The sequence below is a fragment of the Streptomyces sp. Z26 genome (genome assembly GCF_003665095.1).
In the GTDB taxonomy this organism is placed as follows: Bacteria; Actinomycetota; Actinomycetes; order Streptomycetales; family Streptomycetaceae; genus Streptomyces; species Streptomyces phytohabitans.
The window spans coordinates 5,212,501-5,231,823 of sequence record NZ_RCHV01000002.1 but is presented as its reverse complement, the minus strand read 5'-3'; the positions used below and the strand labels follow the sequence as shown (position 1 = coordinate 5,231,823).

Below are 19,323 nucleotides of genomic sequence, written 5' to 3'. Positions count from 1 at the left end.
GAACGCGCGGCGTCATCTGCGTGCCCCATGCTGCGATGGTCATGCGGCTGGGCCCTGGGGGCCCGTCATCCTTCACGCACCACCGTACCCCCTTGGGCTGTGCCCGTGCGGGGAGCGCTGCGGTGTTCACTCAGGGCTGCAAACATCAAATCTCCCCGTGATGTTCCCCGTAGGCCGCCCCGCCATTCGCGAACAGTTCGTCCCGCAGCAGACCGAGTACGGCGTGAACAGCCGCTCCACGCACCGCCGTACGGTCTCCTTCCAGGTGGAACTCCCGAACGGCGCCCGCTCCGCGCCCCGGCCCGACCACCGCCACGAAGACCGTGCCGACCGGCTTCCCGTCCTGCGGCGCGGGCCCGGCCACACCGGTGGTGGCGATGCCCCAGTCGGCGCCCAACGCCCGTCGCACGCCCCCCGCCATCCCCAGTGCCACCTCCGGGTCGACGGCGCCACGGGCGTCCAACAGGTCACCGTCCACGCCCAGCACGTCCCGTTTCAGCACGGTGGCGTACGCGGTGACCGACCCGCGGAACACGCGGGAGGCACCCGGCACGTCCGTGACGCGGGCCGCCACGAGTCCGCCGGTCAGCGACTCCGCGACCGCGAGTGACCCGCCCCGCCGCGCCAGCTCCTCCAGGACGTCGGCGGCGTCATCCACCGACGTGGCCCCGGTGGCGCGCGCCGCCGTCGACGGGGTCCCGCGCCTCGCCCGCGGTCGCCGGTTCACCACCGGCCCCGACGGCCGACTCCACCTCGTCGACGACCGCCGGGGAAGCGACCTCCGGGGTAACGACGGCCGCCGCGACCTCCGCGACGACGGCCCCGTCCGCGACCACGGTCCCGTCCGCCAGCAACGTGCCCTCCGCCGCCACCACGACGACCGCCTTCTCCGCGGCCAGCCCGGCCCGGCGCAGGACGACCGCCTGCCGTACGTAGTCCGCGCCGGTGCCCACCGTCAGCAGCACGGCCGCGCCCATCACCCACCAGCGGAGCGACGCGAGCGGTCCGGTCAGCGCGAGCACGTACATGCCGACGGCCACGCCCTGCGTGAGCGTCTTCACCTTCCCGCCACGGCTGGCGGGGATCACGCCGTGGCGGATGACCCAGAAGCGCATGGCGGTGATCCCCAACTCACGGACGAGGATCACCACGGTCACCCACCAGTGCAGGTCACCGAGGGCGGAGAGGCAGACCAGGGCGGCGCCCATGATCGCCTTGTCCGCGATGGGGTCCGCGAGCTTCCCGAAGTCGGTGACCAGGTCGTAGCGCCGGGCCAACTCGCCGTCGAAGAGATCGGTGATCATCGCGACGGTGAACGCCGCCCAGGCGAACGCCCGCCACTTCGGGTCGTCCCCGCCGTCGGCCAGCATCAGGGCGACGAAGCCGGGCACCAGCAGAAGCCGGATCATGGTGAGGATGTTGGCGATGTTCCACAAGCTCACCTGCCGCACCGCCACCGCGGCCTTCGGCTTGGCCACCGGCCCGCTGCCCGCCGCGGAGGCCGGCACTCCCGTCATCCGCCCGCCTCCTCGCTCCCGCCGGTGAGCAGCTCCGCGACCAGGTCCACTCCCTCGGTCGCCACCACTCTCGCTTCGACCATACGTCCGACCACCGGCGCGTGTGACCCCGAGCCGGTGAGCAGAACCTGCCCGTCCGTCTCGGGCGCCTGGTGCGCCCCGCGCCCGGCCGGGCCCTCGGAGTCCGCGTCGCCGTCGCCCGCCGTCTCCACCAGGACCCGTACGGTGTCGCCCACGCGCTCCTCGGCCCGCTGCGCCGTCAGTTCCTCGGCCAGCCGTGAGATCCGTTCCAGCCGCGCGGCGACCTCCTCCGGGGCGTTCTTGTCCTCGTAGGTGGCCGCTTCGGTGCCTTCCTCGTCCGAGTACCCGAACACACCGATCGCATCCAGCCTCGCGGCCCCCAGAAAACGCTCCAGTTCCGCCACGTCCGCCTCGGTCTCGCCGGGGAAGCCGACGATGAAGTTGGACCGTACGCCCGCCTCCGGCGCCTTCCCCCTGATCGACTCCAGCAGCCCGAGGAAGCTGTCCGTGTCACCGAAGCGCCGCATCGCGCGCAGCACCCCGGGCGCGGAGTGCTGGAACGACAGGTCGAAGTACGGTGCCACCTTGTCCGTGCAGGTCAGCACCTCGATCAGGCCGGGGCGCAGCTCGGCGGGCTGGAGGTAGCTGACGCGGACCCGCTCGATGCCGTCGACGGCCGCGAGCTCCGGCAGCAGGGTCTCCAGCAGCCGTACGTCACCGAGGTCCTTGCCGTACGAGGTGTTGTTCTCGGAGACGAGCATGACCTCCCGTACGCCCTGCTCCGCCAGCCAGCGCGTCTCGTTCAGGACGTCCGCGGGGCGGCGGGAGATGAACGAGCCGCGGAACGACGGGATGGCGCAGAACGTGCACCGGCGGTCGCAGCCGGAGGCGAGCTTCACGGAGGCGACGGGGCTGTTCCCCGTACGGCGGCGCAGCGGGGCGCGCGGCCCGGAGGCGGGGGCCACTCCGGCGGGCAGGTCCGCGGGCGGCGCGACGGGCGTCTCGGCCGGGGCCTCGGGGGCGGCGGCGCCGTGTCCGGGCAGGGCCACCCCGGTCCCGGCGGACTGGCGCTCGGCGGGGCTCACGGGGAGCAGCTTGCGCCGGTCACGCGGGGTGTGCGGGGCGTGGACACCACCGGCGAGGATGGTCCGCAGCCGCTCGGAGATGTCCGTGTAGTCGTCGAAGCCGAGCACCCCGTCCGCTTCGGGCAGGGCCTCGGCCAGTTCCTTGCCGTACCGTTCCGCCATGCATCCGACGGCGACCACGGCCTGCGTTCTCCCGTGATCCTTCAGGTCGTTGGCTTCCAGCAGCGCGTCGACGGAGTCCTTCTTCGCGGCCTCGACGAAGCCGCAGGTGTTGACGACGGCGACGTCGGCGTCGGCGGCCTCGTCGACGAGGGCCCAGCCATCCGCCGCCAGGCGGCCGGCGAGCTCCTCGGAGTCCACCTCGTTGCGGGCGCATCCGAGCGTGACAAGGGCGACGGTACGGGGTTCGGGCATGGGAGCAGCCTACGTCGTCCCTGGCCGCCGTCCTCCAAAGGCCGAAAACAGAGGGCCGCCGGTCTCACCGGCAGCCCTCCGTCAGCCCTGCTCGGGGTCGCCGCGCGTGTAGCTGACCCGCTCCACGTTGCCCGCGTCGCCGATCCGGTCGACCTCCTTGCCGTTGACCCACAGGCGCACGGCACCGGCGTTCCCCAGGACGAGGTCGATGCGCTCGTCGTCCGTGAACGTCTTGGTCGCGCCGTCCTTCAGCGGGCCCTCGTAGAGCAGCTTGCCGGCGCTGTCCTCGGCGGAGACCCAGCTGTTGCCGTCGTCCGCGACCATACGGACGGTGACCTTGTCGACCGGGACGCCCGCGACGGCGCTCTCGGACGGCTTCGGGTCGGACGGGCGGGTCGGGGTCGGCTTCTCCTTGGTGGGAGCGGCCGACGGCTTCTTGTCCGCGACCTGGCTGCCGGACTCGTCGCCGCCCCCGTTGAACAGGGTGAAGCCGACGAAGCCGACGACCGCGACGATCGCCGCGACCATGGCCGCCGTCCAGTTCGGGCGGCGCGGCTCGGGACGGATTCTCTCCGCCTCGAACAGTGAGGCCGCGGGGGTGGGCTCGGGACGGCCGCCGTGCTCCTCGTCGTACTGCGCGACGAGGGCTTCCGCGTCGAGGTCGACGGCGCGCGCGAGCGTACGGATGTGGCCGCGGGCGTAGACGTCGCCGCCGCAGCGTGAGAAGTCGTCCTCCTCGATGGCGTGCACGATGGGGACGCGTACCCGGGTCGCCGTACTGACCTCGTCCACGGTCAGGCGTGCGTCGATCCGGGCCTGATGGAGGGCTCGACCGACCGTGGGCCGGTCCTCTTCGGGGAAGTTGCCGATGGACACGAGGGCGCCTTTCGAGCTTCAGCCACCTGCTGGAAGTTCAGTCTAGGGGGGTCGCGAAAGCGTGGGGCAAGCGGGCGGGCCGGATTTGTCCGCCATCAGGAGTGCCTGCCGCCTGACGGTGGGCCATCGAGCCGCCCCGTACTTCAGGTTGACGTACCGCGGTCGAAAACGGTTGCCTGACTCACTCTTACGTGTGAGTCTCCCCGCGGATCACGCCCAGCACGCCGTCCAAATCATCCGGCTTTACCAGCACATCGCGAGCTTTGGAGCCTTCACTCGGGCCCACGACTCCCCGCGATTCCATCAGGTCCATCAGCCGACCGGCCTTCGCGAAGCCCACCCGCAGCTTCCGCTGAAGCATGGAGGTGGAGCCGAACTGCGTGGAGACCACCAGCTCCGCCGCCTGGCAGAGCAGGTCCAGGTCGTCCCCGATCTCCTCGTCGATCTCCTTCTTCTTGCCCTGCCCGACCGTGACGTCGTCCCGGAAGACGGGGGCCATCTGCGCCTTGCAGTGCTCGACGACCCCGCCGACCTCGTCCTCGGTCACGTAGGCGCCCTGCATACGGATCGGCTTGCTCGCGCCCATCGGCAGGAACAGCCCGTCGCCCTTGCCGATCAGCTTCTCGGCGCCCGGTTGGTCGAGGATCACGCGGCTGTCCGCGAGCGACGACGTGGAGAACGCCAGCCGCGACGGCACGTTCGCCTTGATCAGGCCGGTCACGACGTCCACGGACGGCCGCTGGGTGGCGAGCACCAGGTGGATGCCGGCCGCGCGGGCGAGCTGCGTGATGCGGACGATCGCGTCCTCCACGTCGCGCGGCGCCACCATCATCAGGTCCGCCAACTCGTCCACGATGACCAGCAGGTACGGGTACGGCGTCAGCTCCCGCTCGCTGCCCTCCGGCGCCTGCGCCTTGCCGCTGCGCACCGCCGCGTTGAAGTCGTCGATGTGGCGGTAGCCGTACGCCGCGAGGTCGTCGTAGCGCAGGTCCATCTCGCGCACGACCCACTGGAGGGCCTCGGCGGCCTTCTTCGGGTTCGTGATGATCGGCGTGATCAGGTGCGGGATGCCGTCGTACGCCGTCAGCTCGACGCGCTTCGGGTCGACCAGCACCATCCGTACGTCCTCCGGCGTGGCCCGCGCCATCACGGACGTGATCAGGCAGTTGATGCAGGAGGACTTGCCGGAGCCGGTCGCGCCCGCGACCAGCAGGTGCGGCATCTTCGTCAGGTCGGTCGAGACGTAGCCGCCCTCGACGTCCTTGCCGAGACCGACGAGCAGCGGGTGCTCGTCGCCGCTGGCGAGGGCGGAGCGGAGGACGTCACCGAGGTTGACCATCTCGCGGTCGCTGTTCGGGATCTCGATGCCGACCGCCGACTTGCCGGGGATGGGGCTGATGATCCGGATGTCGGGGCTGGCGACGGCGTACGCGATGTTCTTTCCCAGGGCCGTGATCTTCTCGACCTTGACCGCCGGGCCCAGCTCCACCTCGTAGCGCGTGACGGTCGGGCCGCGCGTGAAGCCGGTGACCGTGGCGTCGACCTTGAACTCCGAGAACACGTTCGTCAGGGACGAGACGACCTGGTCGTTGACGGCGCTGCGGGTGCGTCCGGGGCCGCCGCGCTCCAGCAGGTCGAGGGACGGGAGGGAGTACGAGATGTCCCCCGCCAGCTGCAACTGCTCGGCGCGGGGCGGCAACGGGCCCGACTCGGGCGCGCTGCTGGCCTTCGTCAGGTCGGGCACGGGACCGGGCGTACCGCCCCCGCCCTGCCCGCCGCGGGCTCCGGGGACGGCCGGGGACGGGGCCTGCTCGACACCCACCGCGTCCTGCCCGTACGCGAGCGGGGCGCCGGTCAACGGGTCCGTGCCCAGGTCGTCGGGGTCCACCGGGGGCGGCTGGACGCCGTGCAGCACGGCACCGTCCAGGGCGGCGGCGGCAGCGGCGGCGACGTCCACGGGGTCGGGCGCACGGGGGCCGGAGTCCGTCTCCGCGACGTCCGGCAGCCGGGGCTGCGCGCCGCGCTTGCGTCCGCCGCGGCGCTGCCGCAGGGCCTCCTCCTCGGCGGTGGCCGGGTCGAGGTCCTTGCGCATGCTGACGCGGCCCGGACGGCGCTGGTCGGCGTCGTCGTCCAGGAGTTCGTCGAAGTCGGCGTACTCGTCGTCGCCTTCCTCGTACCCGTACTCCGCGTACGGGTCGGTCAGCAGGCCCAGCCGTACGAGCGCGCCGCGCATCCGCTGCGGAATCGTGTTCACGGGCGTCGCGGTGACGACGAGCAGCCCGAACACCGTCAGCAGGAAGAGGAGCGGAACGGCCAGCACGTCGCCCACGGTGCCGACCAGCGGCGCCCCCACGCCCCAGCCGACGAGCCCCCCGGCCTCGCGCAGCGCCTCGGCGCCCTCGCCCCGGCGCGGCGACCCGCACGCCAGGTGCACCAGGCCGAGCACGCCGATGAGGAGCGCCGAAAGGCCGATCACGATACGGCCGTTGGCCTCCGGCTTCTCCGGGTGGCGGATGAGGCGTACGGAGATGGCCCCGAGCACCACCGGCACCAGCAGGTCGAGGCGGCCGAAGGCGCCGGTCACCAGGATCTCGACCAGCTCACCGACCGGGCCGCGCAGATCCGACCACGTGCCCGCCGCGACGATCAGCGCGATCCCGAGCAGCAGCAGCGCCTGGCCGTCCTTGCGGTGCGCGGGGTCCAGGCCGCGGGCTCCCGCTCCTATGCCGCGGAACGTCGCGCCGACGGCGTGCGCGGTGCCGAGCCAGCAGGCGCGCAGGAGCCTGATCACGCCGCTGGTGGGCGACGGCGCGGGCTTGGGGGGAGTCTTCTTGGCGGCGGCCTTCTTCGCCGGGGCCTTTCTGGGTGCGGCCTTCTTCGCCGGGGCCTTCTTGGCCGCGGCCTTCTTCGCGGGCGCCTTCTTGGCGGCGGCCTTGCCGGGCGTACGTGAGGCCATGGTGCTGAGATTACAGAAGTTACCCGCATGGAGCACGGACGATCCGTGGGACGGCCGGAACGTACGGGGCGGCGACGCACGGCGGATGACGGCCGGTCAGCGGGCGTGCGGGCGGGCCGTGATGGCGCGATCCGTACGGCTGCCCACCACCGCCGTCACCGCACCTGGCCGGGCCGTGGTTGACCGGAAACGTGTGCTCCGGCGTGGTCGTACGGTCCGCCGCACGCGCCCGCGTTCGTACGCGCTTCGCCGGAGCCCGGTGCCGGGTCCCGCGTCGCGCTAGTTCTGCGAGGGCAACTGCGCGGCCGCGCCGCCCGCTCCGGGCTCCAGGGCGTCAAGTGCCCTGCGCAGACCGGTCAGTTTGCGCTCCAGATGCGCGGCCGTCGCGACGGCACCCGCGTCCGACGAGTCGCCCAACTGCTTGGACAGGGCTTCGGCCTGCTCCTCCACCGCGGCGAGCCGGGCGGAGAGCTCGGCGAGGAGACCGGCGGGCTCGGACGGCTCCGCGGCGGCCTCCACCTGTCTGCTGCCCTCCAGCTGGAGTCGCAACAGCGCGGCCTGCTCCCTCAGTTGCACGTTCTTCATGTACAGCTCGACGAAGACCGACACCTTCGCGCGCAGCACCCACGGGTCGAAGGGCTTCGAGATGTAGTCCACCGCGCCCGCCGCGTATCCGCGGAACGTGTGGTGGGGGCCGTGGTTGATGGCCGTCAGGAAGATGATCGGGATGTCACGGGTCCGCTCGCGGCGCTTGATGTGCGCCGCCGTCTCGAAACCGTCCATGCCCGGCATCTGGACGTCCAGCAGGATGACCGCGAAGTCGTCCGTCAACAGCGCCTTGAGCGCTTCCTCCCCTGACGATGCCCGCACCAGCGTCTGATCGAGCGCCGAGAGGATGGCCTCCAGCGCCAGCAGATTCTCCGGCCGGTCATCGACCAGGAGGATCTTGGCCTTCTGCACCATGGCCCGTCCTCCTCGCCCCGGCAGCCCACCGGACGCCGCCCCTGGGGGCGGCACCTGTCGGCCGCCGCCCGTCCTTGTGCCGGTCATGGTAGCCGCACCCGACGGCTCACCACACCCTGTCACCGTGATGTCACTGTGCACGTATCAGAAACGGCCCAGGACAACGGAAGGTTCCCGGTTTCCCGCGCTTCCACACGTAATTGACCACACTCCGTCAACAGAGCGCGGTTCTCCACCACCGTTTCACATCAGCGCGTGTCCATCCACTGTCCCATGACGGACAACAGGTGATCGGTGTCCACCGGCTTGGTGACGTAGTCGGACGCCCCCGCCTCGATGCTCTTCTCCCGGTCGCCCTTCATCGCCTTCGCCGTCAGCGCGATGATCGGCAGCCCCTCGAACTGCGGCATGCGACGGATCGCGGCTGTCGTCGCGTACCCGTCCATCTCCGGCATCATGATGTCCATGAGCACCACGGCGGCGTCGTCGTGCTGCTCCAGCACCTCGATGCCCTCGCGGCCGTTCTCCGCGTACAGCACCTGGAGCCCGTTCTGCTCCAGCACGCTGGTGAGCGCGAAGACGTTCCGGATGTCGTCGTCGACGATCAGCACCTTCTGGCCGTGGAACGCGGGCGTCGGCTCCGGACGTACGAGGTCCTGGCCGTTGTTGCGCCACGACTCACCGCCCTGGGCCGCCATCCGGTCCGGGAACTGCTGCTCCGTCAGCGGCGGCCCCAACTCGCTCCGCCGTCCCGCCCGGTGCCTGCGCCGGTGCGCCAGCGACGCGGCGGCGCGTTGTGCGTCCGCCTCCGGCCCTCCCGTGTCCTCCTCCGGCAGGGCGGACGCGTCGCCGTCCGCGGGGTCTCCGGCGGCGTCCTCCACGCCGTCCGGCACCTCGTCGGACTCCGCCCCGGGCCCGCCGTCCGCACTGGGCTCCGGTTCCGACACCGCGCCGGGAACCGTCGGCTCCGGCCGCGGGGCGGGCGCGAGCGCCGGCTTGGCCGCGGTGGTGAGCTGCGGGTAGCCCTGCGGGGGCAACTCGGCGGGCTGGAGCGGGAGGTAGAGCGTGAACGTGGAGCCGCGGCCCGGCTCGCTGACGGCGTGGATCTCGCCCCCGAGCAGCCCGGCGATCTCCCGGCTGATCGACAGGCCCAGCCCCGTACCGCCGTACTTCCGGCTCGTCGTCCCGTCCGCCTGCTTGAACGCCTCGAAGATCACCAGCATCTTGCTCTGCGCGATCCCGATGCCCGTGTCCGTCACGGAGAACGCGATCAGGTCCGCGTCCGCCTCCCGCAGCGAGCCGTGCTCCAGCATCTGCTCGCGTACGTAGTCCGGCACGCTCTCCCCCGCCGACCGGATGACCAGCTCGACGGCGCCGGTCTCGGTGAACTTCACCGCGTTCGACAGGAGGTTGCGCAGCACCTGGAGCAGCCGCTGCTCGTCGGTGTTGAGGGTGACGGGCAGCTCGGGCGAGACCCGTACCGAGAAGTCGAGCCCCTTCTCCGCCGTGAGCGGCCGGAACGTCGCCTCCACGTAGTCCACGAGCTGCACCAGGGCGATACGGGTCGGGGTGACCTCCATCTTGCCCGCCTCGACCTTGGACAGGTCGAGGATGTCGTTGATCAGCTGGAGGAGGTCCGAACCCGCGCCGTGGATGGTCTCGGCGAACTCCACCTGCTTCGGGGAGAGGTTGCCCTCGGCGTTGTCGGCGAGCAGCTTGGCCAGGATGAGCAGCGAGTTGAGCGGGGTGCGCAGCTCGTGCGACATGTTCGCCAGGAACTCGGACTTGTAGCGCATCGACACCGACAGCTGCTCGGCGCGCTCCTCCAGCACCTGCCGCGCCTCCTCGATCTCGCGGCTCTTGATCTCGATCTCGCTGTTGGTCTGCGCCAGTTGCTCGGCCTTCTCGGCCAGCTGCTCGTTGGACTCCTGGAGCGCCTTCTGCCGGTTCTCCAGCTCGCCGGAACGTTCCTGGAGCTGCTCGGTCAGCTCCTGCGACTGCCGCAGCAGCACCTCGGTCTTGGTGTTGACGCTGATGGTGTTCACGCTGGTCGCGATGACCTCGGCGATCTGGCTGAGGAAGTCCTTCTGGATCTGCGTGAACGGCTGGAACGCCGCCAGCTCGACCACGCCGAGCACCGTGCCCTCGAAGATCACCGGCAGCACGATCACGTGCGACGGGGGCGCCTCCCCGAGCCCGGACGAGATCTTCAGGTAGCCGGGCGGGGCGTGCTCCACCAGGATGGTGCGCTTCTGCTCCGCCGCCGTGCCGATCAGCGTCTCACCGGGCCCGAAGGTGGTGGGCATGGTGCCCATCGCGTAGCCGTAGCTGCCCAGCATGCGCAGCTCGTACGAGACGTTCTCGCCGGTGACCGCGCCGATCTCGCCGCCCCCTATGCCCTCCTTGCCGCTGCCGACCGGTACGGCCACGAAGAACGCGCCGTGCTGGGCGGAGACCACCGGCGTCAGCTCGCTCATGATGAGGCTGGCCACGTCCGTGAGGTCGCGGCGACCCTGCATGAGGGCGGAGATGCGGGCGAGGTTGCTCTTGAGCCAGTCCTGCTCCTTGTTGGCCAGGGTCGTCTCGCGGAGGTTCGTGATCATGGAGTTGATGTAGCCCTGCAGCTCCAGGATCTCGCCCGACGCGTCCACGTCGATACGTACGTTGTGGTCGCCGCGGGTCACCGCGGTGGCGACGTCGGAGATGGACCGGACCTGCGAGGTCAGGTTGTTCGCCATCTCGTTCACGGACTCGGTGAGGTCCTGCCAGGTGCCCGCCACGTCCCGTACGCGGGCCTGGCCGCCCAACTGGCCCTCCGTACCGACCTCGCGGGCGACGCGGATGACCTGCTCCGCGAAGAGCGACAGCTGGTCCACCATCGTGTTGATCGTCGTCTTGAGTTCGAGGATCTCGCCGCTCGCCTCGATGTCGATCTTCTTCGTCAGGTCGCCCTGCGCGATGGCCGTGGTGACCATCGCGATGTTGCGGACCTGGCCGGTCAGGTTGGACGCCATCGAGTTCACCGACTCGGTGAGGTCCTTCCACGTACCGGCGACACCGACCACCCGCGCCTGCCCGCCGAGCACGCCGTCCGTGCCGACCTCGCGGGCGACCCGGGTCACCTGCTCCGCGAACGACGACAGCGTCGTCACCATCGTGTTGACGGTGTCCGCGAGCTGGGCCACCTCGCCGCTCGCCTTGACGGTGACCTTCTTCGTCAGATCGCCGTTGGCGACGGCCCCGGCCACCTGCGAGATGTTCCGCACCTGGCCGGTGAGGTTGTTCGCCATCAGGTTGACGTTGTCCGTCAGGTCCTTCCAGATGCCGGACACGTCCCGTACGCGTGCCTGGCCGCCCAACTGCCCCTCGGTGCCCACCTCGCGGGCGACCCGCGTCACCTGCTCCGCGAACGACGACAGCTGGTCCACCATCGTGTTGACGGTCGTCACCAGGGCCAGGATCTCGCCCTTGGCGTCGACGGTGATCTTCTTCGAGAGGTCGCCCTGCGCGACGGCCGTCGTCACCTCCGCGATGTTGCGCACCTGCGAGGTGAGGTTGTTCGCCATGAAGTTGACGGACTGCGTGAGGTCCTTCCAGGTGCCCGCCACGCCCTTGACCTCGGCCTGACCGCCGAGGATGCCGTCCGTACCGACCTCACGGGCGACCCGTGTGACCTGCTCCGCGAACGACGACAACTGGTCGACCATCGTGTTGATCGTCGTCTTCAGCTCGAGGATCTCGCCCCGCGCGTCCACGTCGATCTTCTGCGACAGGTCGCCGCGCGCCACCGCCGTGGCCACCTGGGAGATGTTCCGCACCTGGGCCGTGAGGTTGCCCGCCATGCCGTTCACGGAGTCGGTCAGGTCCCGCCACACACCCGCGACACCGGGCACCTGCGCCTGGCCGCCGAGGCGGCCCTCCGTACCGACCTCGCGGGCCACCCGCGTCACCTGGTCGGCGAAGGCGGACAGCTGGTCGACCATCGTGTTGATCGTGTTCTTCAGCTCGAGGATCTCGCCCCGCGCGTCGACCTGGATCTTCTGCGACAGGTCGCCCCGGGCCACCGCCGTCGTCACCTGCGCGATCTGCCGCACCTGCGAAGTCAGGTTGCCCGCCATGGAGTTGACGGAGTCGGTCAGGTCCTTCCAGGTGCCCGACACCCCGTCCACGCGCGCCTGGCCGCCGAGGCGGCCCTCCGTACCCACGTCGCGCGCCATCCGCGTGACCTGCTCCGCGAAGGCGGACAGCTGGTCGACCATCGTGTTGACGGTGTTCTTCAGCTGGAGCATCTCGCCGGACACGTCCACGGTGACCTTCTGCGACAGGTCGCCGTTGGCCACCGCCGTCGTCACCTGCGCGATGTTCCGCACCTGGCCGGTGAGGTTGCGGAACGCGGTGTTGACCGAGTCCGTCAGGTCCTTCCACGTACCGGCCGCGCCCGGCACCTGCGCCTGACCGCCCAGCTCGCCCTCGACGCCGATCTCCCGCGCGACGCGGGTCACCTCGTCACCGAACGAGCGAAGCTGGTCGACCATCGTGTTGACGGTGTTCTTGAGGTCCTGCATCTCGCCGGACACGTCCACGGTGACCTTCTGCGACAGGTCGCCGTTGGCCACCGCCGTCGTCACCTGCGCGATGTCCCGCACCTGCGCGGTCAGGTTCCGGAACGCGCTGTTGACGGAGTCCGTCAGGTCCTTCCAGATGCCCGCCGCGCCCGGGACCTGCGCCTGACCGCTGAGCACGCCCTCCGTACCGACCTCGCTGGCGGCCCGCGTCACCTCGTCCGCGAGCGTACGGAGCGTCTCCGTCATCGCGTTGATCGTCTCGGCGAGCTGCGCCACCTCGCCCCGCGCGTTCACCGTGATCTTCTGCGACAGGTCACCGCTCGCCACGGCCGTGGTGACCTGCGCGATCTCCCGCACCTGCGACGTGAGGTTGCCCGCCATCAGGTTCACGGAGTCGGTGAGGTCCTTCCACACCCCCGCGACACCCTCGACCTGCGCCTGACCGCCCAACTCGCCCTCGGTGCCGACCTCCCGCGCGACGCGCGTCACCTCGGACTGGAACGAAGACAGCTGGTCCACCATCGTGTTCACGGTGTTCTTCAGCTCGAGCATCTCGCCGGCCACGTGGACCGTGACCTTCCGCGAGAGGTCGCCCTTCGCCACCGCCGTCGTCACCAGCGCGATGTCCCGCACCTGGGCGGTCAGCCGGGACGCCATCGTGTTGACGGAGTCGGTCAGGTCCTTCCAGGAGCCGGACATGCCGCGCACCCGCGCCTGCCCGCCCAGCTTGCCCTCCGTACCGACCTCGCTCGCCACCCGCGTCACCTCGTCGGTGAACGCGGACAGCTGGTCGACGAGCCCGTTGACCGTACGGCCGACCTTCAGGAACTCGCCCCGCAGCGGGTGCGCCGCCCCCTCCGTCCCCGGTGCGCGGAGGTCCATCCGCTGCTCCAGGTCGCCCTCGGCCACCGCGGTCAGCACCCGGCCGACCTCCGAGACCGGCCGTACGAGGTCGTCCACGAGGGCGTTCGACCCGTCGATCGCGGCCGCCCAGGCACCTTCGCACGCGCCCGTCTCCAGCCGCTCCGTGAGCTTGCCGTCCCGGCCCACGACCCGGCGTACCCGGGCCAGCTCGCTGGTCAGATGCAGGTTGCGGTCGGCCACGTCGTTGTAGACCGCGGCGATCTCCGCCATCGGGCCGTCGCCGGTGACGGTCAGCCGCTTGCGGAAGTTCCCGTCCCGCATCGACGACAGCGCGTTCAGCAGTCTGTTCAGGGAAGCCGCGTCGACCTCGACCGTGCCGCTCTTACGGGAGCGCCCGCCCTTCGCGCGCGTCGTCGTACCGCGCGTCGCTGCGCCAGACTCCACCGTGTCCCTCCCGTAGGGTCGACCGTCCTACCCGGGCATTTGCTTCGAGCCTTCCCAGTGTTTCACCCCGGCTGAACCAGGCGATAACAGTTCGGCAGCATGGCATACCTCTCTCCCGGCACGCTCCTCCGGGGAAACACCGGCATCCGGCGCCCGCGCACCATGCGAACGTAAGTAACCTGGCATGCGGCTGTCCACATGGCTCCGGTGCGCCGGGAGGGGGCGGCGGAGAGAGCACTACGGCAACACGGAGGGGCGCCGGGGAATGCCAGACAAGAGCGCCGAGCGAGAGCAGGCGGCCGTGATCGGCGCCCAGCGCACACCCGTCGCGGCGAGCAGCGACCAGACAGCCTTGGGGAGACCAGTGATCACCGCACGGGCCGCCGCCACCTTCGAGCCGGTCGGACGCTCGGTAGCCGCCGCCCGTGGCTTCGTACGGGACACGCTCCAGGGGTGGGGCCTGGGGGACATCGTCGACGACGCGGTGGTCCTGACCAGCGAGCTGGTCACCAACGCCGTCGTGCACGCGGGCACCGCCGCCGACGTGCTGTGCTTCCGCGACGCCGAGGGCGTACGCGTCGAAGTGGCCGACCACTACCCCGAACGTGAGCTTCCGCTCCACGACGCCGGACAGCCGTTCGGCAGCCCCGACCGCGAGGGCGGCCGGGGCCTGCTCCTCTGCTCCGCGCTCGCCTCCCGCTGGGGCGTCGACTACACCGCGGCCGACAAACGCGTCTGGTTCCACCTCGACCTCCCCGACCGCCCCGTGGGCACCCGTTCCGCCGGGCCGTGCGTACCGGACACGGCACTGCCCGTCGCCGCGACGCGGGTACGGGTCGGCGTCGTCCAGGTGGACCGCGGCGGCAACGTCTCCGCCTGGAACAGCGACGCACGGGAACTCTTCGGCCACACGCCCGAACAGGTCCTCGGCAAACCCCTCACCGACCTCGCCGCCTGGCCGCACACCCCGGGCACCGGCACCGGCATCGCGGAGGCGCTCCGGCTGTCCCGCTGGGAGGGCTCGTACGGGGTGCGCGACCACGAGGGCCGTACGGTCCCCGTCTACGCCTCCCACCTCCGCGTCCGCGACAGCGACGGCGAGCCGTCGACCGTCTGCCTGCTGGTCCCCGACCACGAGCGCGCGGTCCTCCAGTCGCCGCAGCGCGGCCCGGCCCCCGACGCCGCCTCCGGCGACGGGCGGGAGCGGCCCACGTCCGACCCGTTCGAGGTCTTCATCGGCTCGCCCGCGCCGGACGACCTGGACGGCCTGCTGCAACGTACGGTCGAACGCGCCCGCGACATGCTCGACGGCGACGCCGCGTACCTGCTGCTGGCCACCGACGACGAGACCGAGTTGGAGGTACGCGCCTCGACCGGGCTGCCCGCCGCCCGCCAGCGGTTCGCGCGGGTGCCCGTGGAGGGCGGCAGCGGACGGTACGGCTCCGCGCGGATGCCGTCCGTCCACGAGGACCTGAGCGTCGTACCCGGCGCGGTGCCGCTGCTCTCGGGTACGGGCATGCGCTCGGTCGTCACGGTCCCGCTGAAGGTCGAGGGCCGCCTCACCGGCTCCCTCGGCGTCGCCGCCGAGTCCTCGGCGCGCTACACGAACGAGGAGGCGCTCCGCCTCCAGTTCGCCGCCGACCGCATCGCCCTGGCCGTCGAACGGGCCCGGCTCACCGAGCTGGAACGGCTGCGGCGCGGCTCGCTCTCGTTCCTCGTCGAGGCGTCCGACCTGCTGGCGGGCACGCTAGACCGGGACCAGACCCTCGCGCTGATGGCGCAGATGACCGTCCCCACCCTCGCCACCTGGTGCGCCGTCTACACAGTCGCGGACCAGGGCTCCGAGCCGACCCTCTCCTACGTACTGCACGAGGACGAGGACCGGATCGACAGCCTCAAGGCCCTGCTGGGCCGGGTCGACGCGCCCGACCCCGTACCGACGCCGGGCGCCCGGGTGTGGACCGCCCCGACGGAGGCGGCGCACTCGGCCGCCCTCCGCACCTCGCTGCGGAACGCGGGCATGGGCACCGACGACCACCGCTTCTCCCCCGCGGCCAGCCTCGCCACGGCGGCCGCGGTGGGCGGTGAGACGGTGGTGCTGCCGCTGGTCGCGCGCAACCGCGTCATCGGCATGTTGACCCTCGGCAAGCCCACCGACGAACGCTTCCGCCAGGAGATCCTGGAACTGGCCGAGGACCTGTCCCGCCGGGCGGCGCTCGCGCTCGACAACGCCCGGCTCTACTCGGAACGCACCGCCATCAGCCAGTCCCTCCAACGCAGCCTGCTGCCACCGGAGTTGCCCGAGGTGCCGGGCGTCGAGGTCGAGGTCATCTACCGCGCCGCGGGCGAGGGCAACGAGGTCGGCGGCGACTTCTACGACCTCTTCGAGATCCGCGACGGCGCGTACGGCTTCGCCATCGGTGACGTCTGCGGCACCGGCCCGGAGGCTGCCGCGGTCACCGGACTCGCCCGGCACGCACTGCGGTTGCTCGCCCGCGAGGGCTTCGGCGGACCGGCCGTGCTGGAACGCCTCAACGCCGCCATCCTCGACGAGGGCACCCGCAGCCGTTTCCTCACCCTGCTGTACGGGGAGCTGTGGCCGCAGCCGGACGGCAGCGCCGAACTCAAGGTCGTCTGCGCGGGCCACCCGCTGCCGCTCCGGCTCCGCCCGAACGGGACGGTGGCGCCCGCCGCCGAACCGCAGCCGCTGCTGGGCGTGATGGACGATCTCGAACTCTACGAGGAGACGGTCGTCCTCGACCCCGGCGACGTCCTGCTCTGCGTCACCGACGGCGTCACGGAGCGCCGCGAGGGCACGCGGATGCTGGGCGACGACGGCCTCAGCGACGCCCTCACCGCGTGCACCGGGCTCAACGCGGGCGCCGTGGCCGCGCGCATCATGCGTACGGTCGAGCGCTTCGCGAGCGCCGCGCCCTCGGACGACATGGCCATCCTGGCGATGCGGGTACCGGCGCCGCAGGCCGAGCCGGGCTGACGCACCGCGTGCTCCGGTCCGGTCGGCGGGGACGGCGCACACACGGGTGCCCCACAGGGTCTCCTGCGGGGCGCGCTCGGCGGAGACTCGGGGCCGTGTCAGCAGGCGGGTTCGAGGAGGAGTCCGCCGAGGGAGTTGCAGGCGGACACCACACGCTGGAGCTCGCGCCTCGTCATCGACGCGTCGACCGGCAGGGCCAGGCACTCGTCGGCGGCGCGCTCCGCCTCCGGCAGGCGCTCGCCGGAACGGAATCCGGGCATCCAGTGCACCGGCATCCTCACCGGCACCCAGCAGTTCACGCCGCGTGCCCGGAGGGCGTGCTTGAAGGCGTCCCGGTCGGGACGACCGTTTCCCGGCACCCGCACCACGTACTCGTCGTACGCGTGCTCCACCCCCTGCGCCACGGACGGCACCCGCACGCCGGTCAGACGCGAGGACAGGAAGTCGGCGTTCTTCCGGCGACGTACGGCGTCCAGCGACGGAGCGTGCGGCGGCAGCCCGAACTCGACGGTACGCAGCTCGTGCCGCTCCGCCAGGTCCCGCAGCCGCGCCATGTCGGCGGGGTGCCCGAAGAGGTGAACGGGCGCTATCGCGGTGGTCCGTCCGTTGACGGCGGTCGCGACCGCCGCCGGGTCTATGCAGAAGCTCCGGGGGTCGATGTCCACGACGACCGGACGCGCTCCCGTCTCCCGTACGGCCTGGGCGACCTCGCCACCGCCGTACGCAGGAAGTACCACCTCGTCGCCGGCGCGCAGCCCGGCGTCCCTCAACTGTGTCGTCCCCATGCAGCGGATGCTCCCCGCCCAACGTGAACTCGGGGTGACGTAACGCAAAATAGCCGTGGTCCCAGGATCGAAATCCCGGGACCACGGCTTCAATGATTGTTCGGCGGTGTCCTACTCTCCCACGAGGTCCCCCTCGCAGTACCATCGGCGCAGAAAGGCTTAGCTTCCGGGTTCGAAATGTAACCGGGCGTTTCCCTCACGCTATAACCACCGAAACCCAACCCAACACGCCGTATATGGCGGTTGTGGTCTCAGAAACCACACAGTGGACGCGAACATCTAAGGACAAGCCCTCGGCCTATTAGTACCGGTCAACTCCACCCATTACTAGGCTTCCATATCCGGCCTATCAACCCGGTCATCTCCCGGGAGCCTTAACCCCACCAAGGGGGTGGGAGCCCTCATCTCGAAGCAGGCTTCCCGCTTAGATGCTTTCAGCGGTTATCCTTCCCGAACGTAGCCAACCAGCCATGCCCTTGGCAGAACAACTGGCACACCAGAGGTCCGTCCGTCCCGGTCCTCTCGTACTAGGGACAGCCCTTCTCAAGACTCCTACGCGCGCAGCGGATAGGGACCGAACTGTCTCACGACGTTCTAAACCCAGCTCGCGTACCGCTTTAATGGGCGAACAGCCCAACCCTTGGGACCGACTCCAGCCCCAGGATGCGACGAGCCGACATCGAGGTGCCAAACCATCCCGTCGATATGGACTCTTGGGGAAGATCAGCCTGTTATCCCCGGGGTACCTTTTATCCGTTGAGCGACGGCGCTTCCACAAGCCACCGCCGGATCACTAGTCCCGACTTTCGTCCCTGCTCGACCCGTCAGTCTCACAGTCAAGCTCCCTTGTGCACTTACACTCACCACCTGATGACCAACCAGGCTGAGGGAACCTTTGGGCGCCTCCGTTACTCTTTAGGAGGCAACCGCCCCAGTTAAACTACCCACCAGACACTGTCCCCGATCCGGATCACGGACCCAGGTTAGACATCCAGCACGACCAGAGTGGTATTTCAACAACGACTCCACAACCGCTGGCGCGGCCACTTCACAGTCTCCCACCTATCCTACACAAGCCGAACCGAACACCAATATCAAGCTATAGTAAAGGTCCCGGGGTCTTTCCGTCCTGCTGCGCGAAACGAGCATCTTTACTCGTACTGCAATTTCACCGGGCCTATGGTTGAGACAGTCAAGAAGTCGTTACGCCATTCGTGCAGGTCGGAACTTACCCGACAAGGAATTTCGCTACCTTAGGATGGTTATAGTTACCACCGCCGTTTACTGGCGCTTAAGTTCTCAGCTTCACCAGAACGAATACTGATTAACCGGTCCCCTTAACGTTCCAGCACCGGGCAGGCGTCAGTCCGTATACATCGCCTTACGGCTTCGCACGGACCTGTGTTTTTAGTAAACAGTCGCTTCTCGCTGGTCTCTGCGGCCACACCCAGCTCACCAAGAAAATTGGATCACCAGACGTGGCCCCCCTTCTCCCGAAGTTACGGGGGCATTTTGCCGAGTTCCTTAACCATAGTTCACCCGAACGCCTCGGTATTCTCTACCAGACCACCTGAGTCGGTTTAGGGTACGGGCCGCCGTACGACATCGCTAGAGGCTTTTCTCGACAGCATAGGATCATCCACTTCACCACAATCGGCTCGGCATCAGGTCTCACCCACAAGTTGCACGGATTTACCTGCACAACGGGCTACACCCTTACCCCGGGACAACCACCGCCCGGGCTGGACTACCTTCCTGCGTCACCCCATCACTCACCTACTACAGACTTGGACCGTCGGCTCCACCACACCCCAACACCCCGAAGGGAGCTGGAGCGG

Annotated in this window: 9 protein-coding genes and 2 rRNA genes (1 of these 11 only partly in view); 1 reads left to right on the top strand and 10 read right to left on the bottom strand. The window is 70.0% G+C overall.

From position 1 onward, the window contains the following. Positions 1 to 145: 145 nt before the first annotated feature. The 7 genes from D7M15_RS22780 to D7M15_RS22745 all read right to left on the bottom strand — a co-directional run bounded on the left by D7M15_RS22780 (position 146) and on the right by D7M15_RS22745 (position 13,705). Positions 146 to 658, bottom strand: coding sequence for a CinA family protein (locus D7M15_RS22780; RefSeq protein ID WP_121521253.1), 513 nt, complete (start codon positions 656 to 658; stop codon positions 146 to 148). Beyond that, positions 651 to 1,517, bottom strand: coding sequence for a CDP-diacylglycerol--glycerol-3-phosphate 3-phosphatidyltransferase (pgsA, locus tag D7M15_RS22770; RefSeq protein ID WP_240649431.1), 867 nt, complete (start codon positions 1,515 to 1,517; stop codon positions 651 to 653). The genes D7M15_RS22780 and pgsA overlap by 8 nt, the downstream gene beginning before the upstream one ends. After that, complete coding sequence (rimO, locus tag D7M15_RS22765) at positions 1,514 to 3,037, bottom strand: 30S ribosomal protein S12 methylthiotransferase RimO (RefSeq protein WP_121519194.1); 1,524 nt, start codon at positions 3,035 to 3,037, stop codon at positions 1,514 to 1,516. Before rimO ends, pgsA begins: the two co-directional genes overlap by 4 nt. Before the next feature lie 81 nt (positions 3,038 to 3,118). Next, entirely contained in the window at positions 3,119 to 3,913 is a 795-nt protein-coding gene (locus D7M15_RS22760; RefSeq protein ID WP_121519193.1) for a helix-turn-helix domain-containing protein, read from the bottom strand. A 187-nt stretch (positions 3,914 to 4,100) separates the two neighbouring features. Then, complete coding sequence (locus D7M15_RS22755) at positions 4,101 to 6,869, bottom strand: DNA translocase FtsK (protein WP_121519192.1); 2,769 nt, start codon at positions 6,867 to 6,869, stop codon at positions 4,101 to 4,103. Between the two features lie 279 nt (positions 6,870 to 7,148). Then, positions 7,149 to 7,832, bottom strand: a complete 684-nt coding sequence (locus D7M15_RS22750) for a response regulator (RefSeq protein ID WP_121519191.1) — start codon at positions 7,830 to 7,832, stop codon at positions 7,149 to 7,151. Positions 7,833 to 8,080: 248 nt separating this feature from the next. Then, positions 8,081 to 13,705, bottom strand: a complete 5,625-nt coding sequence (locus D7M15_RS22745; protein WP_121519190.1) for a HAMP domain-containing protein — start codon at positions 13,703 to 13,705, stop codon at positions 8,081 to 8,083. Positions 13,706 to 14,069: 364 nt separating this feature from the next. Here D7M15_RS22745 and D7M15_RS22740 point away from each other — a divergent pair, with 364 nt between their 5' ends. After that, positions 14,070 to 16,700, top strand: a complete 2,631-nt coding sequence (locus D7M15_RS22740) for a SpoIIE family protein phosphatase (RefSeq protein ID WP_206337510.1) — start codon at positions 14,070 to 14,072, stop codon at positions 16,698 to 16,700. Between the two features lie 98 nt (positions 16,701 to 16,798). On the opposite strand, the gene D7M15_RS22735 is transcribed toward D7M15_RS22740, so the two are convergent. The 3 genes from D7M15_RS22735 to D7M15_RS22725 form a co-directional block, all read right to left on the bottom strand. Further along, positions 16,799 to 17,485 (bottom strand): DegT/DnrJ/EryC1/StrS family aminotransferase, encoded by a 687-nt coding sequence (locus D7M15_RS22735; protein WP_121519188.1) that lies wholly within the window; start codon positions 17,483 to 17,485, stop codon positions 16,799 to 16,801. Positions 17,486 to 17,583: 98 nt separating this feature from the next. Then, positions 17,584 to 17,700: ribosomal RNA gene (rrf, locus tag D7M15_RS22730) — 5S ribosomal RNA — on the bottom strand. Positions 17,701 to 17,766: 66 nt separating this feature from the next. After that, positions 17,767 to 19,323, bottom strand: a 23S ribosomal RNA gene (locus D7M15_RS22725); it runs 1,572 nt beyond the window's last position.

Coding starts and splice junctions, on each gene's coding strand:
- pgsA (WP_240649431.1), bottom strand. CDS start 1,517: ATGACGGGAGTGCCGGCCTCCGCGGCGGGCAGCGGGCCGGTGGCCAAG.
- rimO (WP_121519194.1), bottom strand. CDS start 3,037: ATGCCCGAACCCCGTACCGTCGCCCTTGTCACGCTCGGATGCGCCCGC.
- D7M15_RS22755 (WP_121519192.1), bottom strand. CDS start 6,869: ATGGCCTCACGTACGCCCGGCAAGGCCGCCGCCAAGAAGGCGCCCGCG.
- D7M15_RS22750 (WP_121519191.1), bottom strand. CDS start 7,832: ATGGTGCAGAAGGCCAAGATCCTCCTGGTCGATGACCGGCCGGAGAAT.
- D7M15_RS22735 (WP_121519188.1), bottom strand. CDS start 17,485: ATGGGGACGACACAGTTGAGGGACGCCGGGCTGCGCGCCGGCGACGAG.